This is a genomic window from Streptomyces sp. NPDC086989, from assembly GCF_044745505.1.
In the GTDB taxonomy this organism is placed as follows: domain Bacteria; phylum Actinomycetota; class Actinomycetes; order Streptomycetales; family Streptomycetaceae; genus Streptomyces.
In genome coordinates this window covers 13663-39139 of record NZ_JBIVAL010000012.1, presented here as the reverse complement: position 1 = coordinate 39139, position 25477 = coordinate 13663, and the positions used below count along the sequence as shown (strand labels likewise).

General features: G+C 74.3%; 29 protein-coding genes. 13 read left to right on the top strand and 16 right to left on the bottom strand.

Translation table 11 applies throughout. The features are described 5' to 3' along the window. Nucleotides 1-39 precede the first annotated feature (39 nt). Nucleotides 40-486 carry an Lrp/AsnC family transcriptional regulator gene (locus tag ACIPK4_RS27215; protein WP_053789735.1) on the top strand — a complete coding sequence of 149 codons (447 nt, stop codon included), beginning with the start codon at nucleotides 40-42 and terminating at the stop codon, nucleotides 484-486. Here ACIPK4_RS27215 and ACIPK4_RS27210 read toward each other — a convergent pair. The 3 genes from ACIPK4_RS27210 to ACIPK4_RS27200 form a co-directional block, all read right to left on the bottom strand. Next, nucleotides 476-3487 (bottom strand): AAA family ATPase, encoded by a 3012-nt coding sequence (locus ACIPK4_RS27210; protein WP_402316986.1) that lies wholly within the window; start codon nucleotides 3485-3487, stop codon nucleotides 476-478. The two genes, ACIPK4_RS27215 and ACIPK4_RS27210, sit on opposite strands and share 11 nt — an antisense overlap. Next, complete coding sequence (locus ACIPK4_RS27205) at nucleotides 3484-4650, bottom strand: exonuclease SbcCD subunit D (RefSeq protein ID WP_402316983.1); 1167 nt, start codon at nucleotides 4648-4650, stop codon at nucleotides 3484-3486. The genes ACIPK4_RS27210 and ACIPK4_RS27205 overlap by 4 nt, the downstream gene beginning before the upstream one ends. A 133-nt stretch (nucleotides 4651-4783) precedes the next feature. Beyond that, entirely contained in the window at nucleotides 4784-5410 is a 627-nt protein-coding gene (locus ACIPK4_RS27200) for a YigZ family protein (protein WP_054225047.1), read from the bottom strand. A gap of 100 nt (nucleotides 5411-5510) precedes the next feature. Between ACIPK4_RS27200 and ACIPK4_RS27195 the strand changes: the two genes are divergently transcribed. Next, nucleotides 5511-5915, top strand: coding sequence for a CoA-binding protein (locus ACIPK4_RS27195; RefSeq protein ID WP_402316980.1), 405 nt, complete (start codon nucleotides 5511-5513; stop codon nucleotides 5913-5915). Here ACIPK4_RS27195 and ACIPK4_RS27190 read toward each other — a convergent pair. Next, nucleotides 5893-6501, bottom strand: coding sequence for a helix-turn-helix domain-containing protein (locus ACIPK4_RS27190; protein WP_402316977.1), 609 nt, complete (start codon nucleotides 6499-6501; stop codon nucleotides 5893-5895). The genes ACIPK4_RS27195 and ACIPK4_RS27190 overlap by 23 nt on opposite strands. Nucleotides 6502-6624: 123 nt before the next feature. Between ACIPK4_RS27190 and ACIPK4_RS27185 the strand changes: the two genes are divergently transcribed. Next, nucleotides 6625-7500 (top strand): EamA family transporter, encoded by an 876-nt coding sequence (locus ACIPK4_RS27185; protein ID WP_402316974.1) that lies wholly within the window; start codon nucleotides 6625-6627, stop codon nucleotides 7498-7500. A 31-nt stretch (nucleotides 7501-7531) separates the two neighbouring features. Here ACIPK4_RS27185 and ACIPK4_RS27180 read toward each other — a convergent pair whose 3' ends face one another. Next, nucleotides 7532-8323, bottom strand: a complete 792-nt coding sequence (locus tag ACIPK4_RS27180; RefSeq protein ID WP_376194038.1) for an acyltransferase — start codon at nucleotides 8321-8323, stop codon at nucleotides 7532-7534. Between the two features lie 132 nt (nucleotides 8324-8455). Here ACIPK4_RS27180 and ACIPK4_RS27175 point away from each other — a divergent pair, with 132 nt between their 5' ends. Next, nucleotides 8456-9007 (top strand): gamma carbonic anhydrase family protein, encoded by a 552-nt coding sequence (locus tag ACIPK4_RS27175; RefSeq protein WP_402316971.1) that lies wholly within the window; start codon nucleotides 8456-8458, stop codon nucleotides 9005-9007. 125 nt (nucleotides 9008-9132) lie between these two features. Here the strand turns inward: ACIPK4_RS27175 and ACIPK4_RS27170 are convergent, their stop codons facing one another. The 4 genes from ACIPK4_RS27170 to ACIPK4_RS27155 form a co-directional block, all read right to left on the bottom strand. After that, complete coding sequence (locus ACIPK4_RS27170) at nucleotides 9133-9783, bottom strand: DedA family protein (protein ID WP_054225042.1); 651 nt, start codon at nucleotides 9781-9783, stop codon at nucleotides 9133-9135. Between the two features lie 97 nt (nucleotides 9784-9880). Beyond that, nucleotides 9881-10210, bottom strand: a complete 330-nt coding sequence (locus ACIPK4_RS27165) for a hypothetical protein (RefSeq protein WP_402316968.1) — start codon at nucleotides 10208-10210, stop codon at nucleotides 9881-9883. 592 nt (nucleotides 10211-10802) lie between these two features. Beyond that, a complete protein-coding gene (locus ACIPK4_RS27160; RefSeq protein WP_376194042.1) occupies nucleotides 10803-11003 on the bottom strand; it encodes a DUF2191 domain-containing protein in 201 nt (66 codons plus the stop codon). Between the two features lie 267 nt (nucleotides 11004-11270). Beyond that, the gene (locus ACIPK4_RS27155; RefSeq protein WP_189973593.1) at nucleotides 11271-11723 is read right to left on the bottom strand and encodes a DUF4442 domain-containing protein; all 453 of its coding nucleotides are present in this window, start codon (nucleotides 11721-11723) and stop codon (nucleotides 11271-11273) included. Between the two features lie 96 nt (nucleotides 11724-11819). Between ACIPK4_RS27155 and ACIPK4_RS27150 the strand changes: the two genes are divergently transcribed. Both ACIPK4_RS27150 and ACIPK4_RS27145 read left to right on the top strand, forming a co-directional pair. Continuing rightward, entirely contained in the window at nucleotides 11820-12851 is a 1032-nt protein-coding gene (locus ACIPK4_RS27150) for a hypothetical protein (RefSeq protein WP_376194044.1), read from the top strand. Between the two features lie 111 nt (nucleotides 12852-12962). After that, a complete protein-coding gene (locus ACIPK4_RS27145; protein ID WP_402316963.1) occupies nucleotides 12963-14318 on the top strand; it encodes an MFS transporter in 1356 nt (451 codons plus the stop codon). On the opposite strand, the gene ACIPK4_RS27140 is transcribed toward ACIPK4_RS27145, so the two are convergent. From ACIPK4_RS27140 to ACIPK4_RS27120, 5 genes are all read right to left on the bottom strand, one after another. Continuing rightward, nucleotides 14305-15096, bottom strand: coding sequence for a spermidine synthase (locus ACIPK4_RS27140; RefSeq protein WP_402317442.1), 792 nt, complete (start codon nucleotides 15094-15096; stop codon nucleotides 14305-14307). The genes ACIPK4_RS27145 and ACIPK4_RS27140 overlap by 14 nt on opposite strands. Nucleotides 15097-15223: 127 nt before the next feature. Continuing rightward, nucleotides 15224-16069 (bottom strand): patatin-like phospholipase family protein, encoded by an 846-nt coding sequence (locus ACIPK4_RS27135; RefSeq protein WP_402316960.1) that lies wholly within the window; start codon nucleotides 16067-16069, stop codon nucleotides 15224-15226. 112 nt (nucleotides 16070-16181) lie between these two features. Beyond that, complete coding sequence (tuf, locus tag ACIPK4_RS27130; protein WP_402316957.1) at nucleotides 16182-17363, bottom strand: elongation factor Tu; 1182 nt, start codon at nucleotides 17361-17363, stop codon at nucleotides 16182-16184. 100 nt (nucleotides 17364-17463) lie between these two features. Further along, nucleotides 17464-17619 (bottom strand): hypothetical protein, encoded by a 156-nt coding sequence (locus ACIPK4_RS27125; protein WP_402316954.1) that lies wholly within the window; start codon nucleotides 17617-17619, stop codon nucleotides 17464-17466. A 52-nt stretch (nucleotides 17620-17671) separates the two neighbouring features. After that, nucleotides 17672-18388 carry a DNA alkylation repair protein gene (locus ACIPK4_RS27120; RefSeq protein ID WP_402316952.1) on the bottom strand — a complete coding sequence of 239 codons (717 nt, stop codon included), beginning with the start codon at nucleotides 18386-18388 and terminating at the stop codon, nucleotides 17672-17674. A 49-nt stretch (nucleotides 18389-18437) separates the two neighbouring features. Here ACIPK4_RS27120 and ACIPK4_RS27115 point away from each other — a divergent pair, with 49 nt between their 5' ends. The 5 genes from ACIPK4_RS27115 (at nucleotide 18438) to lnt (ending at nucleotide 22608) form a co-directional block, all read left to right on the top strand. Then, a complete protein-coding gene (locus tag ACIPK4_RS27115; protein ID WP_402316949.1) occupies nucleotides 18438-19163 on the top strand; it encodes a TVP38/TMEM64 family protein in 726 nt (241 codons plus the stop codon). Between the two features lie 48 nt (nucleotides 19164-19211). Next, nucleotides 19212-20090, top strand: a complete 879-nt coding sequence (locus ACIPK4_RS27110) for an undecaprenyl-diphosphate phosphatase (protein ID WP_376194059.1) — start codon at nucleotides 19212-19214, stop codon at nucleotides 20088-20090. 124 nt (nucleotides 20091-20214) lie between these two features. Further along, nucleotides 20215-20391: a hypothetical protein gene (locus ACIPK4_RS27105; protein ID WP_099893904.1), complete on the top strand. Its 177-nt coding sequence runs from the start codon at nucleotides 20215-20217 to the stop codon at nucleotides 20389-20391. A 69-nt stretch (nucleotides 20392-20460) separates the two neighbouring features. After that, a complete protein-coding gene (locus ACIPK4_RS27100; RefSeq protein WP_402316944.1) occupies nucleotides 20461-20931 on the top strand; it encodes a nuclear transport factor 2 family protein in 471 nt (156 codons plus the stop codon). 66 nt (nucleotides 20932-20997) lie between these two features. Then, a complete protein-coding gene (gene lnt / locus ACIPK4_RS27095; RefSeq protein WP_402316942.1) occupies nucleotides 20998-22608 on the top strand; it encodes an apolipoprotein N-acyltransferase in 1611 nt (536 codons plus the stop codon). Here lnt and ACIPK4_RS27090 read toward each other — a convergent pair. Continuing rightward, a complete protein-coding gene (locus ACIPK4_RS27090) occupies nucleotides 22547-23458 on the bottom strand; it encodes a Gfo/Idh/MocA family protein (RefSeq protein ID WP_402316939.1) in 912 nt (303 codons plus the stop codon). The genes lnt and ACIPK4_RS27090 overlap by 62 nt on opposite strands. Before the next feature lie 83 nt (nucleotides 23459-23541). On the opposite strand from ACIPK4_RS27090, the gene ACIPK4_RS27085 reads away from it, so the two are divergent. Both ACIPK4_RS27085 and ACIPK4_RS27080 read left to right on the top strand, forming a co-directional pair. Beyond that, complete coding sequence (locus ACIPK4_RS27085; RefSeq protein ID WP_402316936.1) at nucleotides 23542-24066, top strand: DinB family protein; 525 nt, start codon at nucleotides 23542-23544, stop codon at nucleotides 24064-24066. A 156-nt stretch (nucleotides 24067-24222) separates the two neighbouring features. After that, entirely contained in the window at nucleotides 24223-24798 is a 576-nt protein-coding gene (locus ACIPK4_RS27080) for a hypothetical protein (protein WP_402316934.1), read from the top strand. Nucleotides 24799-24882: 84 nt separating this feature from the next. Here ACIPK4_RS27080 and ACIPK4_RS27075 read toward each other — a convergent pair whose 3' ends face one another. After that, entirely contained in the window at nucleotides 24883-25407 is a 525-nt protein-coding gene (locus ACIPK4_RS27075) for a hypothetical protein (RefSeq protein ID WP_054225108.1), read from the bottom strand. Nucleotides 25408-25477: the final 70 nt, after the last annotated feature.

Genomic DNA, 25477 nt, shown 5'->3' with positions numbered 1-25477 from the left:
CTCTTGTTCAGCCGGGGATTCCACTGCTACTTCTGGTCCATGACCGACTATTCCCCTGACGCCACCGACTGGCGCATCCTGACGGCCCTCCAGGAGGACGGCCGGGCCAGCTTCGCCGAACTCGCGCGCGCCGTCTCCATGTCCGCGAGCGCGGTCACCGAGCGGGTGCGCCGCCTGGAGGAGGCGGGCGTGATCACCGGGTACACCGCCGTGGTGGACCCGGAGAAGCTCGGCAAGTCCATCCTGGCGCTGGTCCGGCTGCGCTATCCGCACGGCAACTACAAGCCGTTCCACGACCTGCTGGAGGCCACCCCGGAGATCCTGGAGGCCCATCACGTCACGGGCGACGACTGCTTCGTGCTCAAGGTCGCGGCCCGCTCGATGGGGCACCTGGAGGAGGTCGCGGGCCGGATCGCGGGCCTGGGCGCCGTCACCACCAGCATCGTGTACTCCTCGCCGCTGTCCCGGCGCCCGCTCAGTCCGTGAGGGCCGCGGTGCGGTGGCGCACGACGGAGCCGCCGCGCTGCTTGACGATCTCCAACTGGGCCTGGACACGGGTGCGCAGGTCGCCGACGTGGCTCACGATGCCGACGCTGCGGTCCCGTTCGCGCAGCGAGTCCAGCACGTCGAGCACCTCGTCCAGCGCCTGGTCGTCGAGGCTTCCGAACCCCTCGTCGATGAAGAGGGTGTCGAGGCGCATGCCGCCCGCCTCGTCGGTGACCACGTCGGCCAGGCCGAGGGCGAGGGCGAGGGAGGCGAAGAAGGTCTCGCCGCCCGACAGCGTGGCGGTGTCCCGCTCACTGCCGGTCCAGGCGTCCACCACGTGCAGCCCGAGGCCGGAGCGCCCGCGTCCGCTCGCCTTGGCGTCGGAGTGGACGAGCGTGTAGCGGCCGCCGGACATCCGCAGCAGCCGCACCGTGGCGGCGGCCGCGACCTGCTCCAGACGGGCGGCCAGCACGTACGCCTCCAGCCGCATCTTGCGCTCGTTGTCGGCGGAGGTGCCCGCGGTGAGCCCGGCCAGCCTGGCCACCCGGTCGTACGCCTCGCGCAGCGGGCCCAGGGCCCGCAGCTCCTGTTCGGCCTGCCGGGACAGCCGGTCCAGCTCCGCACACCGCACCCGGGCGGCGTCGAAGGCGGAGCCGGCCGTGCGCAGCCGGGCCGCGGCCCGTTCGGCTGCGGCCTCGGCGGCCTCCGGGCGGGCCGGCGGCAGGGCCGCCGCGGCGGCGGTGTCGCGCTCGCCGCGGCGGTCGGCGAGCATGGCCTCCTCGGCCTGCCAGGCGTCCAGCCGGTGCTGGAGCGCGGTGCGTTCGTAGTCCGGGAGGACCGCGTCGGCGGCGGCCTCGACGGTGTCGAAGCCGGCCTTGAAGGCGGCGTCGGCGAGCCGGTCGTCGGCATCCTTGAGCCGGGCGGCGGTGTCCTCGGCCCTGCGCAGTGCGGCGGCGGCACCGGTGACCATCCGGACCCGGTCCTCCAGGGTCCGGGCGCGGGCCGCGACCGTGGGTGCGTCGCCCCGTACGACGGCCAGCTCGGCCTCCAGCGCGGCCTGCTCCTGGTCCAGGGCCTCGCGCCGGGAGGCCCTGGCGGCGGACCGTCGCTCGGCGTCGAGCCGGTCGGCGCTGCGGACGGCGTGCTCGCGCTCGGCGGCGGCCAGCCGCTCCCGGGCCGCGTGCAGTCCGGCGGCCGCGGCGTGGGCGGCGGCGTGCCGGGAGCTCAGGTCCGAGGTCAGGGCGAGGAGTTCGTCGGTGGTGGCCTCTCCTGCGGCGGCCGCGGCCTCGGCACGGGCCTCCCGGACGGCGGCGAGCGTGCGCTCGACGGCGGCCCGGCGCGCCTCGGCCTGTTCGGAGCGGGCGTGGGCGGCGTCCTCGGCGGCCCGGTCCACGTGCCCGGGGGCCGGTCGCGCCGGAGCGGGATGCTCCGGTGATCCGCAGACCGTGCAGGCCTGCCCTGCGACCAGCGACTCGGCGAGCTCGGCGGCGATGCCGCGCAGCCGGGCCTCCTTGAGCTCCAGCCAGCGCTCCCGTGCCGCGGCGGACTCCTCGCGTACGGAGAGCAGTTCGCCCTCGGCGCGCTGCGCGTCGGCGTCCAGCGCGTCCCGGCGCCGGGCGGCGTTCAGCTGCATACGGGCCGGCTCCAGCCGGCCGGCGAGCTGTTCGGCCAGCGTCGCGGCCTGCTGGGCGGCTTCCACCCGTTCGGCCAGGGCGGTGCGGGTGCTCTCCCAGCGGGCGAGCCAGTCGGCGGTCTCCCGCAGCTGCTCCTCCGCGTCGCGGGCCTCCCGCTCCAGGGTGGCCCGTTCGCGGCCGATCCCGGCGCTGCGCTGCTCGGAGCGCTGGGCGGCGCCGAGCGCGCCGAGGTCCTCGCGCAGCCGCTGCTCCACGGCGGACAGCTGCTCGGTGCCCGCCCCGGCGAGGGCCGGCGGAAGCTGGGCGCGGGCGGCGGCCTCGGCGTGGGCGGCGGTCAGGTGCGCGGCGGACGCCGCGCCGCGCAGTTCCAGGGCGGGGGCGACCAGCGCGGCGCGGCGGGCCCGGTCCAGCAGGGCGCTGACCCGTTCGCGTTCGGGCCCGGCCTCGGCGAGCAGGGCGGCGCGGCGGGCCGTCTCGGCGTGCCGGCGCTGGAGGCGGTCGAGCTCCCGGGCGTCCTCGGCGGCCCGCCGGGCGGCGGCGTGCCGCCCCTCGACGGCGGCGAGCGCGTACTCGGCGACGGTGAGCCGCTCGCGGGCGGAGCAGCGGGCGACGGCGGCCCAGGCCCGGATCGCCCCGGCCAGCCCGGGGTCGCCGGGCTGGTGTCCGGGCAGCGGCCAGGCCCGCAGGTCGGCGCTGTCACCGGCTGCCTGGGCGAGCCGCTGGGCGGTGCCGAGCACCTTCTCGTCGCCGGCGCGGACCTTGGCCTCGGCGGCCCGGCGGCGCTCGGCGAGCAGCGCCTCGACGGCGGCAAAGCGGCGGGTGTCGAAGAGCCGGCCCAGCAGCCTGCCCCGCGCCGCCTCGTCGGCCCGCAGGAAGCGGGCGAACTCGCCCTGCGGCAACAGCACGACCTGGCAGAACTGTTCGCGGCTCATGCCGAGCAGCTGCTCGATCTCCTCGCCGATCTCCTGGTGGGAACGGCTGAGCGCGAGCCAGCGCTCGCCGTCGTACTCGCGCAGCCAGCTCTGCGCCTTGTCCTTGGTGGTGCCGGTGCCGCGCTTCTTGGGGCGGTCCTGCTCGGGGCGGCGGGTGATCTCCAGGCGCCGTCCGCCGGCGGTGAGTTCGAGGGTGACCTCGGTCGGCGTCGCGGCGTCGGCGTGGTCGCTGCGCAGGCTGGTGCCGGGGGCCTGACGCGGGCCGGGCACCGACCCGTACAGCGCGTAGCAGACGGCGTCGAGGACGGAGGTCTTGCCGGCGCCGGTGGGGCCGTGGAGCAGGAAGATCCCGGCGCCGGACAGCGCGTCGAAGTCGATCTCCTGGGGTGCGGCGAAGGGGCCGAAGGCGGTGATGCGGAGCCGGTGCAGCCTCATCGGCGGGTCTCCTGCCGGGTGTCGTCCGCCCGCACGTCTTCGAAGGCGTCCTGGAGCACGGCCCGTTCGGCTTCGTCGGCGGCGCCGCCGCCGCGCACGTGGGCGACGAAGTCCTCTGCGATCTCCTGGTCGCTGCGGCCCTTGAGGCGCTGGGCGTACGAGGCCGCGCCGGTCTCCGGCCGGCCTTCGGGGTCGAAGGCGAGGCTGAGGGTGTGCGGGAAGCGGGCCGCGAGCCGGGCCATGGGGTCCTCGGGCCGGACGGGGTCGGTGAGGGTGGCCTCGATCCAGGAGTGCTCGTACGCGGCGTACGCGTCCTCCTCCAGCAGGGCGTCGAGCCGTCCCCGGAGCCGGGCGAGCGGCCGCGGCACGGGCGTGTCGATGCGCTCGGCGGTGATCTCCCCGGCCGGGCCGAGGTCGATCAGCCACATGGTCTTGCGGTGGTCGGCCTCGGAAAAGGAGTAGGCGAGCGGGGAACCGGAGTAGCGGACCCGTTCGTTGATCGTCTGGCAGCCGTGGAGGTGGCCGAGCGCGGCGTAGTCGACCCCTTCGAAGACGGCGGCGGGGACGGCCTCGACCCCGCCGACGGCGATGTCGCGCTCGCTGTCGCTGGCCTGCCCGCCGGTGACGAAGGCGTGGGCGAGGACGACGGAGCGGGTGCCGGGGGCGCGGGCGGCGAGGTCGGCCCGGACCAGGTCCATGGCCGCGCCGAGGACGGCCTCGTGGCTCACCCTGCCCGCGCCGAACCGGTCCTTCACCAGGGCGGGCTCCAGGTACGGCAGCCCGTAGAGGGCCACTTCCCCGTGTACGTCGGCCAGCACCACGGGGTCGGCGCAGCCCTCGGGGTCGGTGCGCAGGTGGATCCCGGCGCGGCCGATCAGGCCGGCGCCGACGCCGAGCCGGCGGGCGGAGTCGTGGTTTCCGGAGATCATCACGGTGGGCACGCCGAGGTCGGCGAGCCGGTGCAGGGCCCGGTCGTACAGCTCGACGGCGGGCAGCGGGGGCACGGCCCGGTCGTAGACGTCGCCGGCGACGAGGACGGCGTCGACCTCGTGCTCGCGGACGGTCTCGACCAGGTGGTCGACGAAGGCGGCCTGGGCGCCGAGCAGGTTGACGCGGTGGAAGGACCGGCCGAGGTGCCAGTCGGAGGTGTGCAGGAGCCTCACTCGCCGGCACCGCCGGACGTCGCGCCGCACATGTTCTTCCGCCCCCTGGTCGTCCTGGTCTGTCCCGGGCGGTCTCTCCCGCACGCCGAGCCCCTCTACGCTAACGCGTCGCCGCAGCCCCCGGGGCCCGTCCTCAGGACGCGTACGTCTCCCCGCCGAGGGTGAGGGTGGCGCTGCCCGCCGTGCTGTCGGCGAGCCAGGCCTCGAAGGCGGGCAGGTCCGCCTCCGGCAGGGCGACCTCGATCTCGACCGCGGCCCCGTAGCGCAGGTCCACCACGGTCCGGCCGGTGGAGCGCAGGTCGTTCTGGGTCTTGCCGGCCCGCTGGTGGTCGACGGTGACGGTGGCCAGCCGGTAGCGGCGGCGGGTGAGGGTTCCGAGCTCGTCGAGGGCCTCGCCGACGACGCCTCCGTAGGCCCGGATCAGGCCGCCGGCGCCGAGTTTCACGCCGCCGTAGTAGCGGGTGACCACGGCGACGGCGTACCGGATGTCGCGGCGCATCAGCATCTGGAGCATGGGCACCCCGGCGGTGCCGCCGGGTTCGCCGTCGTCGCTGGCCTTCTGGACCGAGGCGTCGGCCCCGATGACGTAGGCGAAGCAGTTGTGCGTGGCGGTGGGGTGCTCCTTGCGGATGCGCGCGATGAACTCCTGCGCCTCCTGCTCGGTGGCCGCGGGGGCGAGGGAGCACAGGAAGCGCGAGCGGTTGATCTCCGACTCGTGCACGCCCTCGCGGGCCACCGTCACGTACTGGTCCGACTTCACCGCTCCACCCTACGGGGAATCGGACACGTGCCCTTCCCGTTGATCCCGGAGGCGGCCCCGCGCAGCGGGCCGCATCGGCAAGGCAACAGGAGGCGGCACCGTGCACGGCGACCCGGCGACCATCCGAAAGATCCTCACCGAGCTCGGCGACACCTGGGCCGTGGTGGGGCTGTCCAACAACCGGGACCGGGCGGCGTACGGGGTGGCCCGCACGCTCCAGCGGTTCGGCAAGCGGGTCGTCCCCGTGCACCCGAAGGCGGAGACGGTCCACGGCGAGCAGGGGTACGCCTCGCTCGCGGAGATCCCGTTCAAGGTGGACGTGGTGGACGTCTTCGTGAACAGCTCCCTCGCCGGTGCGGTCGCCGACGAGGCGGTGGCCGTGGGCGCGCAGGCCGTCTGGTTCCAGCTGGGCGTGATCGACGAGGACGCTTTTGCGCGCACCCGTGAGGCCGGTCTGGACATGGTGATGGACCGCTGCCCCGCTATCGAGATCCCGGCGCTGTAGTCGGCCCCCCTACGCGGTCGACGGGCGGGATGGAGACGGCCATGGTCATCTCCATCGGGCCGGGGCCTTCGTTGCGGTAGGTGTGCGGGAGGTCGGCCTCGAAGGAGACCGCCCCGCCCGCCGGCACCGTGTACCGCTCGTCGGCGACGATCAGCGTCAGTTCCCCGGCCGTGACGTGCAGCATCTCGAAGGTGCCGGCCGGGTGCGGGTCGGAGTCCGTCCCGTCGCCCGGCTCCAGCCGGTACGTCCACATCTCCACCGGTCCGCGCCGGTCGTCTCCGAGCAGCATGCTCGCGCCGCTGCCCGCTTCCGTGGACCACATCCGCACCCCCCGGCCGGGCTGCACGACGTGCACCCGCGGGGTCCGGTCGTGGTCCAGCAGGGTGGTGATGCTCACGCCCAGCGCGTCGGCCAGCTTGACCGTGGTGCCGACGCTGGGGTTCGTACGGGCCTGTTCGATCTGGATGATCATGCCTCGGCTCACTCCGGCGCGGGCCGCCAGCGCGTCCAGGGTGAAACCGCGCTCGCCGCGCCACCGCTTGAGGTTCCGGCCGAGGGCCTGGGTGAGCTGTTCGAGGTCCGACACCGTTGCGCCCCCATCACTGGCGTCCAATATTTTGACTGGCGTAGTTCATTGCACTGAACTACCGTGCCTTGTGCTGCACGCTGCACTCCACCGTTCACTGCACTGTACTGCGAGGCCCCCGTCATGACCGCCTTCTTCGCCCTGGCCACAGCCGTGCTCTGGGGTCTGGCCGACTTCGGCGGCGGGCTGCTGACCCGCCGCCTCCCGGCGCTCACGGTTGTCGTGGTCTCCCAGATCCTCGCCGTGATCGCACTCGGCGCGGTCGTCCTGGGCACCGGGGCCTGGCGGGAGACCGGTCCGCAGCTCTGGTTCGCGGTCGCCGCGGGCCTCGTCGGACCGGTCGCCATGCTCAGTTTCTACAAGGCGCTGGCCCTCGGGCCGATGGGCGTGGTCTCGCCACTCGGCTCCATCGGGGTGGTCGTGCCCGTGGCGGTGGGGCTGGCACTGGGCGAGCGCCCCGGGCCCGGCCAGTTCGCCGGGATCGCGGTGGCCGTCGTGGGCATCGTCCTCGCGGGCGGGCCGGAGCTGCGCGGCGCCCCCGTACAGCGGCAGGCCGTCGTCCTCACCCTGACCGCCGCCTTCGGCTTCGGCGCGGTGATGGCCCTGATCGCGCACGCCTCCACGCCCTCCACGGGCGTGACCGGCCTCTTCCTCGCCCTGTTCGTCCAGCGGGTCACCAACGTGGCCACGGGTGGCACGGCCCTGTGGTTCCGGGCCCGGGGCGGCGCCCCGGTCCTGCCCGCGGGGACGGGTCCGCGCGTCCTGTGGGGCCTGCTGCCCGCGCTGGCCTTCGTCGGCCTGGCCGACGTCGCGGCGAACGGCACCTACTCGATCGCCGCCCAGCACGGTCCGGTGACCGTGGCCGCCGTGCTCTCCTCGCTCTACCCGGTCGTCACCGCGTTCGCCGCCTTCGTCGTGCTCAAGGAGCGGCTGCGGACGGTGCAGGCGGCCGGCGCCGGCCTCGCCCTCGCCGGCACGGTCCTCCTGGCCGCCGGCTGACCGGAACCGAGCCCTCGGGCGGTCCGGCCGGTCAGGCGGGTTCCGCAGCGGGGTCGGCCGCACGCTGCTCGGCCTCCGCCAACTGCGCCACCGCGCGCAGCTGCTCCGGCGTCACCCCTTCCGGGATCGGCACCGGCGCCGGGGTCCGCAGCGGCGGCTGCCACCCCGTCTCCGGCTGCCACCGGCGCACGATCCGCGCGGGCGCCCCGGCCACCACGGCGTGGTCCGGCACCTCGCCCCGTACGACGGCCCCCGCGGCCACCACCACGTTGCGGCCCAGCCGGGCCCCCGGCAGGATCACCGCGCCCGTGCCGAGCCAGCAGCCGGGGCCGATCTCCACCGGGGCGCTGCGCGGCCACTGCTTGCCGACGGGCTCGTGCGGATCGTCGTAGCTGTGGTTCGTGGAGGTGATGTAGACCCCGGGTCCGCAGAACGTGTCATTGCCGATCGTGATCCGGGTGTCGGCTATGACATGGGTGTCCCGGCCGAGGACGACGCCGTTCCCGAGAACCAGCACCGGCTCGCTGCCGAGGTCGAGGCCGGGCATCATCCCGGCGGTCAGCGTGACCTGTTCGGCGATGATGCAATGCTCGCCGAGGCGGATCCACGGCTCGCCGAACACCGTGCCCTGGGGGAAGGCGAGGCGGGTGCCGTGTCCGATCGCGCCGAAGCGCAGCCGGCCGGGGGTCTGCGCGGTCACCGCACCGGCCTGCTGCATCCAGCGCCAGCCGGCGTGGACCGCACGGCTGGCGAGCCTGCGGCGCAAGGACGCCAGGGCCGTCACGGCGGGCAGGGATGAGAACGTGTTCTGGTTCTTCGGCACCGGGTCACCGTAACGCGCCGGGTGCCCCGAGCGCGCCGTGATCTTCACCCCATCGCCGGGTGCGCGGGGTGCGTGGCCTACCGTGCCGGTAGCGCGACACCGCACGCCGGACACAGGACTGAGGAAGAGAACATGACGTATCAGGCGGACCAGGGCCACGCACTCGTCGCGGGCGTGGGCGGCAAGAGCCCGCGGATCGACCCCACGGCCTTCACCGCGCCGACCTCGGTCGTGGTCGGCGACGTCACGATGGCCGCGGGCGCCAGCATCTGGTACTCGGCGGTGCTGCGCGCCGACTGCGGCCCGATCTCGCTCGGCGCGGACAGCAACGTGCAGGACAACTGCACGCTGCACGTCGACCCCGGCTTCCCGGTCACGATCGGCGAGCGGGTCTCCATCGGCCACAACGCGGTGGTGCACGGCTGCACGGTCGAGGACGACTGCCTCATCGGCATGGGCGCCACCGTCCTCAACGGCGCGGTGATCGGGGCCGGCTCGCTGGTGGCCGCGCAGGCGCTGGTCCCGCAGGGCATGGTGGTCCCGCCCGGGTCGCTGGTCGCGGGCGTGCCGGCCAAGGTGCGGCGGGAGCTCACCGACGAGGAGCGCGAGGGCATCAAGGTCAACGCCCTGATGTACGCGGACCTGGCGAAGCAGCACCGCGCGGCCGTCCAGCCCGCGCAGTAACGGGCCGGCGCGCACGCCGTACCCGCGCCGTACCCGCACCCCCGCGCCGTACCCGCCCGGCACACGGCCGGAAGCGGTCCGGCCGCGGGCGGTCCGGCCGCGGGGTCCGGCCGTCGGGCGGTCCGCTATTCGGCCGCGGCCGGCTCCGCCTCAGCGGCCGTTCCCGCCGCCTCGGCCGCCTTCTTCATGCGGCTGCGCAGCACCAGCGTCACGGTGAGCCCGATCAGCAGGGCCACCACCAGCGCCACCCAGGAGAAGCCCTTCAGCCACGGCTCCGCCACGATGCCGATCGAGTAGATGACGGCCGTGGTGCCGCCCGCCCAGAGGATTCCGCCGAGGACGTTCGCGATCAGGAACCGCCAGTACGGCATGTGCAGCACGCCGGCCAGCGGACCGGCGAAGATCCTCAGCAGGGCCACGAACCGCCCGAAGAAGACGGCCCACATGCCCCACTTCTCGAAGGAGCGCTCGGCCTGCGCCACGTGGTCCGGCCCGAAGTGCTTCGGGAAGCGCCGGCCCAGCCTCTCCAGCAGCGGCTTGCCTCCCCTGCGGCCGATCGCGTAGCCGATCGAGTCGCCCACGATCGCTCCGACGGAGGCGCAGACCCCCAGGACCACGGGGTCGATCTCGCCGTGCTGCGAGGCCAGCAGTGCCGAGCTGACCAGGACGATCTCCCCCGGCAGCGGGATGCCCAGGCTCTCCAGCCCGATGACCAGACCCACCAGGAGATAGATGCTGACCGCCGGAATCGTCTCCAGCCATTCCTGGATGTGCACCGGTACGTCCTCCCGAATCGCGGCGGCGCGCCCGCTGTGACACGCCGAACGGGCAGCCTATCCGCTCTCGAACACAGGCTTCGCCCTCAGGCGCAGTTCACGGGAGGAACGGCCCGCGAACACTTCGCGAAGGCCTGAACCCGGCACCGGGCGTGCCGCGCTCCGGCCGGACGCTCGGCTTCTCGTACGCCCAGGTCGTGTACGAGGGCCCGTGCCCGACCGGGAACAGCGGGGCCACCTGCCGCACGTCGTACCAGCGGTGTCCGACGTGGACGCCCTGGCCGTACTCCTGCCTGCCGCCCACACCCGACCAGCGCACCGGGTCCCCGCCGACCGGGGTCGGGTGCTCGTCGGCCGGGAAGGTCTGGGCGAGCCTGCCGCCCGGGTCCACGTCGCCGAAGAGGACGTCGTATGTGCGGGGGTTCACGGCGGTGCCGCCTCGATCAGCCGCGGCTGCCCGCCCGGCAGCCCCAGCGAGGTCCGGTCGGTGCCCTCGGCGGCGTCGTCACAGGCGAACAGCACGACGGTCGTGCGCCTCATCGGCGGTCTCCACGGCCGCGGCGAGGTCGGCGGCCCGGGTCGCCTTCGTGGTGTGCAGCAGCCGCAGCCGCCGGCCCGCGTCCCCGCCCTCGGCGGAGACGGCGAACCGGTGCGTGCCCGCCCTGAGGGCGAGGGTGCGGCGGCGGACCGCGAACCCCGTCGGGCGCCGCGGCGGGGAGCCCGTCGGCGAACCGCTCGGCCACGCCCTGCCCGACCGGGGAAGAGCTCCTCGCCGTCGGGGCGCACGCCGGGCCGCTTCCGGTGGAGTGGACGAGCAGCGCCCGCTCGTCGTCCGCGCCGAGCGTGAACGTGCCCTCGTGGCTCCGGCTCGGCCGGCGGCCACCCGTCGGCCGGCCTCGTTCATGGGGGCTCGCTGCGGCTCCGGGCGGCGGGAGCGGCCCGCGCCGGGCCTGTCCCGCGCCCACGGTGCGGCGCCGGGCCGGCCGGCCGGGCCGGACGCGCCAGCGCTGCGCCGAGGTTCAGCCCTGCGGCGGCGGCTCCAGGGCCTCGGTGTCCCGGCGGGCCGCGTCCTGCGCCTGCACCCGCGCCTCGGTGCGGTGCCCGCGCGCGATGTAGTCCCGTACGACGGCCTCCACCGCGTCCTGGGGCGAACCGATCCCGGCGAGGACCATCACCTCCACCACGAGCTCGGCGTCGAGACTGATGTCGACCTTGGCCACGGCCACCTCCTGAACAATCGCCCGGACTCCAGCCATCCCCCGCGCCCGCGGGCTCGACACGCGCGGCACGGAAAGAGGGCGAGGAAACGGAGAACGCCGAGAACCCCGAGAACGCCACAGAACGCGGTAGACGCGGGGAACGGGGAACTCAGAGGTCCCGGAGAGCACGCGGGAAACAGGGAACCCGCCCGGAGACGAGGGTTGTTCCTCGTCCCCGGACGGGTCCTGGACCGGCGGCAGCGCCCACGCACGGGCGGCCGTCGGCGACTAGGCGTTCGGACGCAGCGTCCAAACGACGGTCATTTCGCCCGTCACGGCCTCGTCCTCGCGCTGGATGGCGATGGTGACGGGGAACTCGGGGCGGCCGCCCGCGTCGAGTTCGGCGACGACCTCGGCGGCCGGGCGGCCGAGGGTGGCGGTGGCGGTCACGACGCCCTTGGCGAGCTTCTTGTAGCCGATCTCGGCCTTGACGGCGAGGGGCACGGCGCGCGAGAGCTGGTCGCCGAAGGCGGCCAGGACGATCGCGCCGCTCGCGGACTCGGCGAGGGTGAACATGGCGCCGGCGTGCGGGCCGCCCACGTGGTTGTGGTAGTCGGGCTGGTCGGGCAGCCGGACGACGGCGCGCTCGGGGGTGGTCTCCAGGAACTGGAGGTTCAGGGTCCGGGCCATCGGCACCGTAGCGGCGAGCAGTTCGCCCACGTTCATCTGGTCTGCGCTCATGGCAGGCGATGTTACCCACGAGTAGACATCATTGGCCAGACCTGGGCCGGGGGCGGCCGTGGCTCCTGTCATCGGCGCCCACTATCGTTACCGGCCATGTGGCCAGGACAGCAGCAGCCGCCCGGGGGAGAACAGAACCCCCAGGACGCGCATCAGAACCCGTACCAGCAGCAGCCAGGACAGGGACAGCAGCCGAACCCGTACCAGCAGCAGCCGGGCTACGGGTACCCGCAGGCGGGCTACCAGGCGCCCCCGCCGGTGCAGCCGTGGGGCCAGCCCCAGCAGGCCGCGCCGCTGCCGCAGAGCAGCGGCGGGAGCCCGTACGCCACCAAGACCGTGGCCATCGTCGCGGCGGCCGCGGTCGTCGTGGTGGCCGCCGCCACCGGCGCCTTCGTCCTGACCCGGGACGACAAGAAGAGCGACCAGGCGGACAACAAGCCCGCCGCCTCCTCGTCGGCGCCCTCCTCCCCCGCCGCCGCGCCCGCCTCGCCCGGCGCCAACCCGCGCGCGGGCGGCGACGTCAAGCCGGTGATCCCCGGCTGGAAGGTCGTCCTCAACCCCAAGTACGGCACCGCCTTCGACGTCCCGCCGGAGTGGAACGTCGCGAGCGCGGGCGTCATCTCCGGGTTCACCGACGACTCGAAGAACGACGGCATGCCCATGATCAGCTTCTCCGCGCCGGCCTTCCTCAAGGAGGACTGGTGCAAGGTCGACTCCAACAAGGACGGCCGCGAGGAGTCGACGGGCCTGGCCGGTACCGGCACCAAGGGCGGCCAGGGCGCCAAGGACACCGCCGAGGCGGTGAAGAACGAGGCGGGCAACTGGGCGTTCGCCGCGTTCGCGCAGAAGGCGCCCAAGGGCACCGTGAAGGTCTCGGAGCCGAAGGAGTACACCACCTCCTCCGGCCTCAAGGGCCACATGGCGACCGCGACGGCGATCGGCGTGCCCAAGGAGAACAAGTGCTCCTCCGACGGCAAGTCCATCGCGTTCAGCTTCAAGACCGCCAACGGTGACTTCTCCAGCTGGATCCTCTACAGCGCCGCGGGCGTCCAGGGCGAGGTCCCCCAGGAGACGATGGACAAGATCCTCAGCTCGGTGCGACTGAACGGCACCGGCAGCACCAGCTGACCCACCGGTCACAGGCCACAGGTCCGTCCCGTTCGCAACGATGCATCCGACCCCGCGCCCCGGGCCGTAATCCGTTTGGATTCTCGGACCGGGGCGTGGATAGTCCCGGGGGTGAAACCTCCCCCCACCGCCGCGTCCCACACGACCGCCCGCCGCCGGCCCGCCTGGGCCGGACGCAACTACACCCTGCTCACGGGTGCCGCGGTCGTGACGAACCTCGGTAGCCACGGAGCGCTCATCGCCTCGGCGTTCGCCGTTCTGGAGGCGGGCGGGTCCGGGGGCGACGTCGGCCTGGTGGCGGCCGCCCGCACGCTGCCCCTGGTCCTCTTCCTGCTCATCGGCGGCGCGCTCGCCGACCGGCTGCCGCGCCACCGCGTGATGGTCGCGGCCAACGCCCTCAACTGCGTCTCGCAGGCCGCTTTCGCCGCGCTCGTCCTGACCGGGCACCCGCGGTTGTGGCAGATGATGCTGCTGACCGCGCTGTGCGGCACGGGGCAGGCCTTCTTCAACCCGGCGGCCGAGGGGATGTTGCTCTCCAGCGTCTCCGGCGAGCACGCCAACCGCGCCTTCGCCCTCTTCCGGATGGCGATGAACAGCGCCGGCATCGGCGGAGCGGCCCTCGGCGGAGCCATGATCGCCGCGATCGGTCCCGGCTGGGTCCTGGCCGTGGACGCCGCCGCGTTCGCGGTCGCCGGAGCCCTGCGCGCGTTCCTGGACGTCGGCCACGTCGCCGACCGGGCTGCCGGCGGCGGCCTGCTCGCCGACCTGCGCGAGGGCTGGGTGGAGTTCCGGACCCGGCCCTGGCTGTGGAGCATCGTGCTCCAGTTCTCCGTGGTCGTCGCCGTCGTCGGCGCGGCCGAGGCGGTCTACGGTCCGCTCGTCGCCCGCGACCGGCTCGGCGGCCCCGCCCCCTGGGGCCTGGCGCTGGCCTTCTTCGGCATCGGCACCATCGCCGGGGCCGTCCTGATGATGGTGTGGAAACCGCGCCGGCTGCTGCTGGTCGGCACCCTGTGCGTGTTCCCCCTGGCGCTGCCGTCGGCAGGTCTGGCGGTGCCCCTGCCGGTGTGGGCCCTGTGCACGGTCATGTTCGTCAGCGGAACGGCCATCGAGGTGTTCGGCGTGAACTGGATGACGACCATGCACCAGGAGATCCCGGAGGAGAAGTTCTCCCGCGTCTCGGCCTACGACTGGTTCGGCTCCGTGTCCATGCTGCCGGTGGCGACGGCGGTGGCCGGCCCCGTCGAGTCGGCCTTCGGCCGCACCACGGCCCTGTGGGGCTGCGCCGCGCTGGTCGTACTGGGCACCGCCGCCGTCCTCTTCGTCCCGGACGTACGCCGCATGACCCGCAAACCCGCTCCCCCGAAAGCCGCTTCGGTCCCGGCCGCCGCGCCCGGTGCGCCCGGCGCCGTCGACCGGGCCGCCGACGCTCCCGGCCCGGCGGTCCCCACCGGGGTCAGCCGAGGCTGAACGCGCCCTCCGGCGGCTCCGGCGAGGGGGCGGCGTCCGCGTCCCCCACCGGAACCGCACCCTTCATGAACCGGGCCAGGGCCGCCCCCTCCTCGACCCGCGCGGGAAAGGCGTCCGCCGCACACCGCCGGGACAGCGCGGCCACGGGCAGCTCGGCGTCCGAGGCGAGCAGCACGGCGTTCCCGAACCGCCGCCCGCGCAGCACCCCGGGCTCCGCGACGAGTGCGAGCCGCCCGAACACCGCGCCGAAGTTGGCGAGCTGGGCTCGCAGGAAGCCGAACGGCGCCCCGTCGGCCAGGTTGGCCGCGTACACCCCACCGGGCCGCAGCACCCGCGCCGCCTCCCGCGCGTACTCGACGGAGGTGAGCTGCGCCGGTACCCGCGAGCCGCCGAACACATCGGCGACCAGGACGTCCGCGCTGTCGGTGGGGGCCGCGCCCAGCCAGGCCCGGGCCTCGGCGGCGTGCACCGTGACGCCCGATCCGGCCGGCAGCGGCAGGTGCTCGGCGACCAGCTCCACCAGGGCGGCGTCGAACTCGACCACCGTCTGTCGGGAGCCCGGCCGGGCCGCCGCCGCGTAGCGGGGCAGGGTCAGCGCGCCGCCGCCGAGGTGCAGCAGGTCCAGCGGCCGCCCCGGCTGCGCCACGCAGTCCAGGACGTGCGCGAGGCGGCGTACGTACTCGAACTCCAGGTACCCGGGATCTTCGAGGTCCACGTACGACTGCGGCGCGCCGTCGACGGTCAGCAGCCACGCCCGCTCCCGGTCCACGTCCGGCATCAGCTTGGCGGTGCCCTGGCCCACGGCCCGGACGACCGGGATCTGTTCGTCGCTCACCGCACCATTGTCCGGCAGCCGGACGACCGGGGCGCCGTCCGGGTCGCCGGGCCGCCGATCCGTCAGGCGCTCACGCCGCCCAGACCTCGGCCGCCTCCGCCGCGTGCTCCGCGGCCTGCGCGAGGCCGGCCCGCGCCGCCGGGTCCCGCCGCGCCGGATCCAGGACGTTGCGCCCGAAGGCCTTGCGGGCCCGGGCGGACGGGGTGATCAGCAGCACCCGCGCCCCGGCCTCGCGCAGCCGCGCCGCCTGGGCCGCCGGTGAGGGGGCGAGCCCGGAGCCGAGCGCCATCGGCGCGAGGATCACCACCCGGGTACAGCCGGAGGCCAGGTCGGCATTGGTCGCGGACCGGATCCCGCCGTCGATGAACCGGCGTCCGCCCACGGTGACCGGCGGCCACACCCCCGGCACCGCGCAGCTCGCCGAGACGGCGTCGACCAGCCCGGCCCCGCTCTCCCGGTCGAAGGCGGCGAGCTCACCGGTGAGCGCGTCGACGGCGGTGACGACCAGCCTGCGCTCGGGCCAGGCGTGCGAGACGAGCCGGGCTTCCAGCACCTTGCGCCGATCCGCCTCCGCGCCGGTTTCGGCGGCGAGCGCGAGGGCGCCGACCCGCCTGCGGTAGCTCTCCGGGTCCCGGGAGCGCGCCATCGCGACGGCGTACCGGGCGAAGAGCCCCGCACCGAGCCGGGCGACGGCCTCCCCGGCGGGGTCGCCCAGCTGGCGCTCGTACAGCTCCTGCGGGGTGAGCAGCCCGGAGGTGAGCTGGGCGCCGACCACCGAGCCGGCCGAGGTGCCCACGACGAGGTCGGCGGCGGTCAGGTCCACACCCGCCCGGGCGAGCCCGTACAGGATCCCGGTCTCCCAGCCGATGCCGGTGAGTCCTCCGCCGCCCAGCACCAGTGCCGTACCGCCGCTCATCCCGGCCTCCTTCTCCGCGCTCCGTGCGCCCGTGGTGACGGCAGTCTGGCGCAAGCGGACTGCCGTCACCACGGTGGGGTGCCGGGATTCCGGCGGCGGTGCGGCCGGCGGTTCAGCCGAGCACGGCCGTGACCGTCCCCGCGCCGACGGTGCGCCCGCCCTCGCGGATCGCGAAGCCGAGCCCCGACTCGAGCGGCACGTCCCGTCCGAGCTCGACGGTCATCGCGACCGTCTCGCCCGGCCGGGCCACCCCGGCCACGCCCAGGTCCACGTCCCCCACCACGTCGGCGGTGCGGATGTAGAACTGCGGCCGGTACCCGGTCGCCACCGGGGTCGTACGGCCGCCCTCCCGCGCGGAGAGCACGTACACCTGCGCGGTGAAGCGGCGCTTCGGCTCGACGCTGCCGGGAGCGGCGACCACCTGCCCGCGGCGTACGCCGTCGCGCGGCACGCCGCGCAGCAGCAGCGCGACGTTGTCCCCGGCCTCGGCGGACTCCATCGGCTTGCCGAAGGTCTCCAGGCCGGTCACCACGGTCTCGACGGGCTCGCCGTCACCGCCGAGGACGCTGACCCGGTCGCCGGTGCGGACGCTGCCGCGCTCGACGGCGCCCGTCACGACCGTTCCGCGCCCGGTGATGGTCAGTACGTTCTCCACCGGCAGCAGGAACGGCGCGTCCGTGTACCGCACCGGCATCGGCACGTAGGTGTCGACCGCGTCGAGCAGCGCCTCGATCGCCGCGGTCCAGCGCGGGTCGCCCTCGAGCGCCCGGAGTCCGGACACCCGTACGACCGGTGCGCCGTCGCCGCCGTAGCCGTGGGCGGTGAGCAGTTCGCGGACCTCCAGCTCGACCAGGTCGGTGAGCTCGGGGTCCCCGGCGTCGGCCTTGTTCAGCGCGACGACGATGTGGTCCACGCCGACCTGGCGGGCGAGGAGCACGTGCTCGGCGGTCTGTGGCATGACCCCGTCGAGGGCGGAGACGACGAGGATCGCCCCGTCGAGCTGGGCGGCGCCGGTGACCATGTTCTTGACGTAGTCGGCGTGGCCGGGCATGTCCACGTGGGCGTAGTGCCGGGTGTCGGTCTCGTACTCGACGTGCGTGAGGTTGATGGTGATGCCGCGCCGGGCCTCCTCCGGGGCCCGGTCGATGCGGTCGAACGGTACGAAGGAGGCGCCGCCGCGCTCGGCGAGCACCTTGGTGATGGCGGCGGTGAGGGTGGTCTTGCCGTGGTCGACGTGACCCATGGTGCCGATGTTGAGGTGCGGCTTGGTGCGCACGAAGGCCGTCTTGGCCATGATGTCTTTCCCGTTGGTTCGATGATCCGAAGCTGCTCCGGGACCCCTGAGGCCGGGCCGACCCTCCCCCTGCGGGGTCCGCCGGACTGTCCGGGAAGGGTCAGCTTCGTGCGCCGTCGAACGCGGCGAAGGCGGGTGCCTCGAACGCCGCGAAGGCGGGTGCCTCGAACGCCGCGAGTGCCTCGAAGGGGAAAGCGGCAGCCTTCGGCGCGTCCGCGACTGCGGACGGCGCTGCGGGGAAGGCGTACCGGGACATGCAGCCGATCCTGCCGGACCGCGGGCGGCCCGTCGAATGAATTTCCCTGCGTTCAGAGGTTCTTGAGCGCTTCGCGTGCGGAGAGGGGCGACAGGGCGTCCCGTTCCGCGGCGACGAAGGCGCGGACCGCCTCCGGGTCGGTCTTCGCGTACTCGCGCAGTGCCCAGCCGATCGCCTTGCGGATGAAGAAGTCGGGGTGGCCGCTGCGCCGGCGGCAGTAGGCGAACAGGCGCCCCGCGTCGGTGTCGGACTTGTAGCGCAGTTGGTGGAGCAGGGCGGTGCGGGCGAGCCAGACGTCCTCGTCGCCGATCCAGTCGTCCATCACGGCGGTGAGCGCCGGGTCGGCGGCCACGAGCGGGCCGGCCGCGTGGGCCGCGAGCAGGTCGACGGTGTCCCACCACGGGACGGTGACGACCAGCCGGCGGACCACCGGCAGGAAGCCGGAGGAGCAGACGCCCACGTGGCGCCGCAGGTAGTCCACCGCGAAGTAGTGGTACTCGCGCTCCGGCAGCTCCCAGCACCGCAGCACGAGCGCGGTCACATCGGCCTCCGCCGGCTTCGGGGTGCCCGCGGTCACGGCCTTGGAGAGTTCGCGGCGCAGCGGGGTCCGGATGCCGAGGAAGGGGGCCGCGTCCTTCATGTACGCGGCCATGGGCCGGGCCCGCACCGGATCGGCTGCCGCCGCGTACGCCGTGGTCAGGCGGTCCACGAGGGTGTCGGCGAGGGCGCTGGGCGGGGCCTGCGGGGGACGCTGGTCGTTCGGCCGCATGAGGCCCAGATTACGGCGCGACGCCGTACGGGTCGGCTAGTCTCCCCGGATGTCCCTCCTCCTCGCGCCGTGGACCCGGCTGTCGCTGCTCGGCGTGCTGCTGCTGGCCGCCGGCGTGTGCGTCGTGCTGTACGAGCCCCAGCGCCTCCTGTCGCAGGGCTGGCCGACGGGGTTCCCGGTGGGTGCGGCGGTGCTGCTGTTCGCGGTCGCGTACGGGGTGGCCACGGCGGCGCTGGCGCCCCGCCCGCTGCTCAACCTGGCGGCCGGGGCGGTGTTCGGCATCCCCTTCGGCCTGGTCGCGGCGGTCGGCGGCTCGGTGATCGGCGCCGCAATCTCCTTCGGGCTGGGCCGGTTGATGGGCCGGGATGCCCTACGGCCCCTGCTGCGCGGCCGCTGGCTGCGGGCCGCCGACGACCAGCTCGCCCGGCACGGCTTCCGTTCGGTGCTGGCGGTCCGGATCTTCCCCGGCCTGCCCTTCGCGGTCGCCAACTACTGTGCGGCGGTCTCCCGCTGCGGCTGGCTCCCGTTCCTCCTCGCGACGGCCGTCGGCGTCGTCCCGAACACCGCGGCGTACGTGGTCGCGGGCGCGAGCGCCTCCTCCCCGGACTCCCCCGCCTTCCTCGCGTCCTTCGGCTTCATCGTCGTTTCCGCAGCGGCGGCCGCGGTCGTCGGGTGGCGGGGGCGGCACCGGCTGGCGCCCGTACCGGCGTGCGAAACGCGCGATCCGGTGCCCGTGCACCCCCCTGTGGTCAGTGCCGCTCCCCACGGGCCCTAGCATCGGACCCGAACTGCCCGACGATCACAAGGACGAGCGCACCCCGACATGAGCTGGTTCGAATCCCTAATCCTCGGTCTCGTCCAGGGGCTTACGGAGTTCCTCCCGATCTCCTCCAGCGCCCATCTCCGGCTGACCGCGGCATTCGCCGGCTGGCAGGACCCGGGCGCGGCCTTCACCGCGATCACGCAGATCGGCACCGAGGCCGCCGTGCTGATCTACTTCCGCAAGGACATCGCACGGATCATCTCCACCTGGTTCCGCTCGCTCTTCAACGCGTCGCTGCGCTCGGAGCAGGACGCCAAGATGGGGTGGCTGGTGATCGTCGGCTCGATCCCGATCGGTGTGCTGGGTATCGCCTTCAAGGACCAGATCACCGGCCCGGCCCGTGACCTGCGGCTGACCGCCACCACCCTGATCGTTATGGGCGTCGTCCTCGGCATAGCGGACCGGCTGGCCGCCCGCGACGAGGAGGGGGGCCGGCACCGCGCCGTCCGCGAGCGCAAGAGCCTCAGGGAACTGGGCGTCAAGGACGGCCTGATCTTCGGTCTCTGCCAGGCGATGGCACTGATCCCGGGCGTTTCCCGCTCCGGTGCGACGATCTCCGGCGGCCTGCTGCTCGGCTTCACCCGCGAGGCGGCCGCACGCTACTCGTTCCTGCTCGCCATTCCGGCGGTACTGGCCTCGGGCGCGTTCGAGATCAAGGACGTGGTCGAGAGCCCGGGTCACATCACGTGGGGGCCGACGATCTTCGCCACGGTCATCGCGTTCTTCGTGGGCTACGCCGTCATCGCGTGGTTCATGAAGTTCATCTCCAGCAAGAGCTTCATGCCCTTCGTGATCTACCGGATCGCGCTGGGCGTCGCACTGTTCGTGCTGATCGGCACGGGCGTGCTGAGCCCCTTCGCCGCCCAGTCGACCGGCTGACGCCGCCGCCGCTCACCACTTCGCGTGAACAGGAGGCCGCACGGGAACGTTCCCGTGCGGCCTCCGCGTCGTTGTGCCTGGAGAGACCTGAAGAGACCGGAAGGCAAGCAGTAGGGGGTGTCCCGTGGGTCGAGTGGTGCTGGAGCGGTTTCCGGCCGGAAGTCCGAGGGGAAGCTGGCCCGCCGAGGAGTACGCGGCGGAGCGGATGCGCGAGGGCGTGCCGGCCGAGGTGGTGATGGACCTGGCCACCGATGCGTTCCTCGTCGTGGTCCGGCAGCGGGAGGCGCATTCCGGTCACTGATCCACTGCGGACGGATCCGGAGCGCGCACGCCCCTTGGCGTCGCCGCCCGGGGCCCCCACACTGACTCGATGACGCAGCGTGTGGACCTCGCCACGGTCATGGACCGGATGGCGATCGACGAGGTGGTCACGGGGTACGCGGTGGCCGTGGACGACGGCGACTGGGCGGCGTACCGCGCGCTGTTCACCCCTGCCGGACGGGCCGACTACAGCTCGGCGGGCGGCATCGAGGGTCCGGCCGCCGAGGTCGCGGACTGGCTCGCGCAGACCATGGAACTGTTCCCGGTGCGCCAGCACCTCATCGTCAACCGGCTGATCCGCCTGGAGGACCGGGACGGCTCGCCCGGCGACCGGGCCGAGGTGCGGGCGGACTTCCTCAACCCGATGCGGCTCGCCGGGGCCGGCTCCGACGCGTCGGTGACGGCACCGAACTTCGTGGCCGCCGGACGCTACGCCTTCGTCCTCGCCCGTACCGCCCGCGACGGCTGGCGGCTGACCCGCGTCACCGTCCACGAGAAATGGCGGCACATGTCCGTCTGACGCGACTCCCAAGCCCTGACGGGCCGTCCGGACGGCCCTGTTCCACACTGGAAGCGGAGGCGTGCCATGGTCGCGAAGCGGATCCGGTACGGGCGTGCGGCGGCCGCGGCTGCCGCCGGGGCACTGCCGTGCCTCGCCTTCCCCGCCCCCGCGCTCTGGTGGTTCGCGTACGTCTCCCTCGTGCCCTGGATGCTGCTGCTGAGGTCGGCGCCCAGCGGGCGGCGCGCGGCCGTGGAGGGCTGGCTGGGCGGCGCCGGGTTCATCGTCGCCGTCCACCACTGGCTGCTGCCCAGCCTGCACGTGTTCCTGCTGCCGCTGGCCGCCCTGCTGGGGCTGCTCTGGATCCCCTGGGCCCTGCTGGTGCGGGAGTTCCTCGGCGGGGCCCCGGAGCCGGGCCGGGCGACGGCCGCACTGCTCCTCGTACCGGCGGGCTGGTTGCTGTCGGAGCTGGCCCGGTCCTGGCAGGGGCTGGGCGGGCCGTGGGGGCTGCTGGGGGCGAGCCAATGGCAGGTGCCGCCCGCGCTGCGGCTCGCCTCGGTGGGCGGGGTGTGGCTGGTGAGCCTGTTGGTGGTGGCGGTGAACTGCGGGGTGGTGATGCTGATCGCGGTACCGGCGGCGCGGGTTCCGGCCCTGGCCGGGGTGACGGGATGCATGGTGCTGACGGGGGCGGTGTGGCTGTGGGTGCCGCGGCCCGACGTGTCCGGCGCGCTGCGCGTGGCCGTCGTGCAGCCCGGGACGGTGGCCGACGGCCCGGACAGCGCGGACCTGCGGTTCGCCGCCGGGGAACGGCTGACGCGGATGCTGGCCGGCCAGCGGGTGGACCTGGTGGTCTGGGGCGAGAGCAGCGTCGGTGCGGACCTGGCCGCGCGCCCGGACCTGGCCCGGCGCCTGGCCGCGCTGTCCGCCGAGGTCGGGGCACCGCTGCTGGTCAACGTCGACGCGCGGAGGCCGGCGGCCCCGGCCCTCGTGCCCGCGCCCCTGCCCGAGGCGGTGTCGGGGGGTCCGGCCGAAGGCGGCATCTACAAGAGCTCCGTGCTCGTCGGGCCCGACGGACCGACCGGCGACCGGTACGACAAGATGCGGCTGGTCCCCTTCGGCGAGTACATACCGGCCCGGTCGCTGCTGGGCTGGGCGACCTCGGTCGGCAAGGCCGCCGGCGAGGACCGCCGCAGCGGCGCCGGCCCGGTCCTGATGCGGCTGCCGGGACGGCCCGGTGTGCGGATCGGCCCGCTGGTCTGCTTCGAGTCGGCCTTCCCCGACATGAGCCGCCGCCTGACCCGGGACGGGGCCGAGCTGCTCGTCGCCCAGTCGGCCACCTCCAGCTTCCAGCACAGCTGGGCCCCGGCCCAGCACGCCTCGCTCGCCGCGCTGCGCGCCGCGGAGGACGGCCGTCCCGTCGTGCACGCCACGCTCACCGGGATCAGCGAGGTGCACGGCCCGTCCGGCGAGCGGATCGGCCCGGCGCTGCGCACCTCGGCGCGCACGGCGCAGGTGTACGAGGTCCCCGTCGCCCACGGCACGACGTACTACGTCCGCTTCGGGGACTGGCCCGTCGGGGCCTGTCTCGCGCTGCTGGCGCTGTACTGCACGGTCGAGGGCTCGCGGTCGCTCGGCCTCAGGAGGCCGGAGCCTGCTCCAGAGCCGACGTCACCACCCGCTCGCACAGCTCGTGGGTGAGCAGCGCATCGCGGGCGCTGAGCGTCTTGCCCGCCGCGACCGATTCCAGGAAGGCGTCCACGACCTGCTCGATGCCGCGCTGGCGGGCGACCGGCACCCAGTCGCCGCGGCGCCGCACGGTGGGCTGGCCGCGGTGGTCGATGATCTCGGCGAGGTTGACGACCTGCCGCTTGGCGTCCTGCCCGGACACCTCCAGGATCTCCTCGGTGGAACCGGACAGCCGGTTCATGATGCCGAGCGCGGTGAAGCCGGGGCCCGACATCTGCAGGACGACCTGGTGCATCAGCCCGTCGCGCAGCTGCGCCCGGACGTCGATGTGGTCGGCTTCGCCGGGGAGCAGGAAACGCAGGGTGTCGACGACGTGGATGAAGTCGTCGAGGACGAGGGTCCGCGGGTCCTCGGGCAGCCCGACCCGGTTCTTCTGCATGACGATCAGGTCGCGCGGGTGCTCTGCGCACTGCGCGTAGCCGGGCGCGTGGCGGCGGTTGAAGCCGACGGCGAGCGAGACCCGGCGCTCGTCGGCCAGTTCCACCAGCCGCCGCGAGTCCTCGAGCGCGTAGGCGAGCGGCTTGTCCACGTAGGTCGGCACGCCCGCTTCGAGCAGCCGGGTCACGATCTCGGGGTGAACGGCCGTGGGGGCGTGCACGAATGCCGCGTCGAGGCCCTCGGCCAGGAGTCCGTCCAGGCCGGTGTGGCGGCGCGCGGGCGGGATGTGGTGGATCTCCCCGATCCGCTCCAGCGTGGCGGGGGTCCGGGTCTGCAGGTGCAGTTCCACGCCCGGACGGGCGGTGAGGACGGGCAGGTACGCCTTCTGGGCGATGTCGCCGAGTCCGATGACGCCTACCTTCACCGGAAACCTCCAGGTTGATCCTTGCGGGACTCCCGCAGCTTAATCCCTGGTGGCGCAGGTCGCGTTCGCCGAGGATGGGGGCCATGACCACCACCACCGGATCCCACCGCACCGAGCCCTCCACCACCGCGAACGAGCGGGACATGCTGGACGGCTGGCTCGACTACCACCGCGCCACCCTCCTCTGGAAGTGCGAGGGCCTCGGGGACGAAGAGCTGGGCCGCACCCCACTCGCCCCCTCCCGGCTGAGCCTGCTGGGTCTCGTACGGCACATGGCGGAGGTGGAGCGGTACTGGTTCCGGGAGATCATGCTGGGCGAGGACCTGCCCGAGCTGTACTGCACGCGCGAGGACCCGGACGGGGACTTCCACTTCGGCCCCGGGGACACGTGGGCCGAGGCCGAGCAGACCTGGCGGACCGAGGTCGAGCTGGCGCGGCGGGCGGCGGCCGGCCGTTCGCTGGACCTGGTGTCGGATCCCGCGAGCCACCATCGCGGCGAGGCGTTCAGCCTGCGCTGGGTCTACACGCACATGATCGAGGAGTACGCGCGCCACAACGGGCACGCGGACCTGCTGCGCGAGCAGATCGACGGCGCCACGGGCGACTGACGCCGCGGTGGCGTACGGCGGGTGCGGCGGCCGGTGTGCGGCGGCCGGTGACCTGCCGGTGTCCGGCCGGTGTCCGGCGGATGCCCGTCACCCGTGCGGGGTGAATATCGGCTCCGGGTTTTCACAACGAGGTCCTCGCACAGCAGAGTTGCGCGAGTGCATCCAACCCGAACCACGACGAAACTGCTGCTCGGAGTCGCCTGTGCCGTCTCGGCCGTCTCCGGGTGCGTGCATGTGACCCCCGCCCCGATGCAGCCGGCGGCCGCCCCCGGCACCGCTGCGGCGCCGGCCCGGCACGAGCCGCGCGGCGGGCCGGGAGCCGCACCGGTGGAGGTCCAGGCGCCCGCGCTGGAGGCGCTCCAGGCCGTACCCGGGCATTCCGCGCTGCCGGCGGCCCCGGCCGTCGGGGGTGGGCGGCCCGCTCCGGGCGGAGCCGCGGGCCCGGCCGGCTCGACGGGCTCGGCCGTCCCGGCGGGCCCCGCCGCCGGAGGGCCCTCTCAGGCCGTCCCGCCGGTGCCGGACATCCCGGAGCCCCGCCGGCCCGCGCAACGCGCTCACGCGGGCAAGGGCGGCCGCCAGGACCCCTCGGGACCGGAAGCGGAGGTTCGGCGCGAGCTGGCGAAGGAGCTGCCGGTCCGGCCGGCCGACGTGTGCGCCCTGGGCCGCCGGCACGGCCGCTGGCACCCGGACAGCCCGGAGGCCCGCATCTGCGCGGGTGTCCGGGGCGGCTGAAACCGGGGCAGCCCTGCCGTGCAGCCGAGCGGAGGCGCAGCGGAGCGGAAGGCGCAGCCGACGCGGTCGCACGCCAGGCGGGGCCTACGGGTGCTGTTCCGGGAACGGCCGGGGCCCCCTGCCCGGTTCCGCGGCGAGGCGCCGCTCCAGCCGGGCGATGGCGGCCCGTACGCCGTTCCCGTACCCGTCGTCGGACAGCGCCCCGGTGGCGGCGCGGGCGCGGGCCAGATGCAGCCGCGCCGCGTCGGGCCGCTGGAGCTTGACGTAGTCGGCGGCCAGGTTGAGGTGCAGCGACGGGTAGAACACGCGCACGGCGGGATGCGGTTCGTGCTGCGCGGGCAGCCCGTCCCGCAGGCCCCGCCCCAGTCCGTCGGCGGCGGTCAGGGCGCGCAGGTCCCAGGCCAGTTCGTCGGCGGGATCGTCCTGCGCGTCGGCCATGTAGTGCGCGAGCGTGCAGCGGTGGAGCGAGTCGCCGTCCTCGCCGATCTCGTGCCAGATCTCGGCGAGGCGGTTGCGGGCCTCCTCGCGGTCACCGGCGTGCAGCAGGATGACGGCCTGGCCGATCCTGGTCATGACGGCGTCCTCCGACGCCTCCTGCTGCTCCGTCACGGCGGCCTCCGGCTTGCTCCGCCAGACCTGCTCCGGTCTGGTCGTCACGACGCTAACCGGAGGCACCGGC

Excerpts from the sequence above, each read along its gene's own strand:
- ACIPK4_RS27210 (WP_402316986.1), bottom strand. The coding sequence starts at position 3,487 with ATGAGGCTGCACCGGCTCCGCATCACCGCCTTCGGCCCCTTCGCCGCA.
- ACIPK4_RS27085 (WP_402316936.1), top strand. The coding sequence starts at position 23,542 with ATGACCACCACCACCGGATCCCACCGCACCGAGCCCTCCACCACCGCG.
- ACIPK4_RS27100 (WP_402316944.1), top strand. The coding sequence starts at position 20,461 with ATGACGCAGCGTGTGGACCTCGCCACGGTCATGGACCGGATGGCGATC.
- lnt (WP_402316942.1), top strand. The coding sequence starts at position 20,998 with ATGGTCGCGAAGCGGATCCGGTACGGGCGTGCGGCGGCCGCGGCTGCC.
- ACIPK4_RS27120 (WP_402316952.1), bottom strand. The coding sequence starts at position 18,388 with ATGCGGCCGAACGACCAGCGTCCCCCGCAGGCCCCGCCCAGCGCCCTC.
- ACIPK4_RS27175 (WP_402316971.1), top strand. The coding sequence starts at position 8,456 with ATGACGTATCAGGCGGACCAGGGCCACGCACTCGTCGCGGGCGTGGGC.
- ACIPK4_RS27115 (WP_402316949.1), top strand. The coding sequence starts at position 18,438 with ATGTCCCTCCTCCTCGCGCCGTGGACCCGGCTGTCGCTGCTCGGCGTG.
- ACIPK4_RS27155 (WP_189973593.1), bottom strand. The coding sequence starts at position 11,723 with ATGAGCGCAGACCAGATGAACGTGGGCGAACTGCTCGCCGCTACGGTG.
- tuf (WP_402316957.1), bottom strand. The coding sequence starts at position 17,363 with ATGGCCAAGACGGCCTTCGTGCGCACCAAGCCGCACCTCAACATCGGC.
- ACIPK4_RS27140 (WP_402317442.1), bottom strand. The coding sequence starts at position 15,096 with ATGCCGGACGTGGACCGGGAGCGGGCGTGGCTGCTGACCGTCGACGGC.
- ACIPK4_RS27125 (WP_402316954.1), bottom strand. The coding sequence starts at position 17,619 with ATGTCCCGGTACGCCTTCCCCGCAGCGCCGTCCGCAGTCGCGGACGCG.
- ACIPK4_RS27110 (WP_376194059.1), top strand. The coding sequence starts at position 19,212 with ATGAGCTGGTTCGAATCCCTAATCCTCGGTCTCGTCCAGGGGCTTACG.
- ACIPK4_RS27135 (WP_402316960.1), bottom strand. The coding sequence starts at position 16,069 with ATGAGCGGCGGTACGGCACTGGTGCTGGGCGGCGGAGGACTCACCGGC.
- ACIPK4_RS27150 (WP_376194044.1), top strand. The coding sequence starts at position 11,820 with ATGTGGCCAGGACAGCAGCAGCCGCCCGGGGGAGAACAGAACCCCCAG.
- ACIPK4_RS27185 (WP_402316974.1), top strand. The coding sequence starts at position 6,625 with ATGACCGCCTTCTTCGCCCTGGCCACAGCCGTGCTCTGGGGTCTGGCC.
- ACIPK4_RS27215 (WP_053789735.1), top strand. The coding sequence starts at position 40 with ATGACCGACTATTCCCCTGACGCCACCGACTGGCGCATCCTGACGGCC.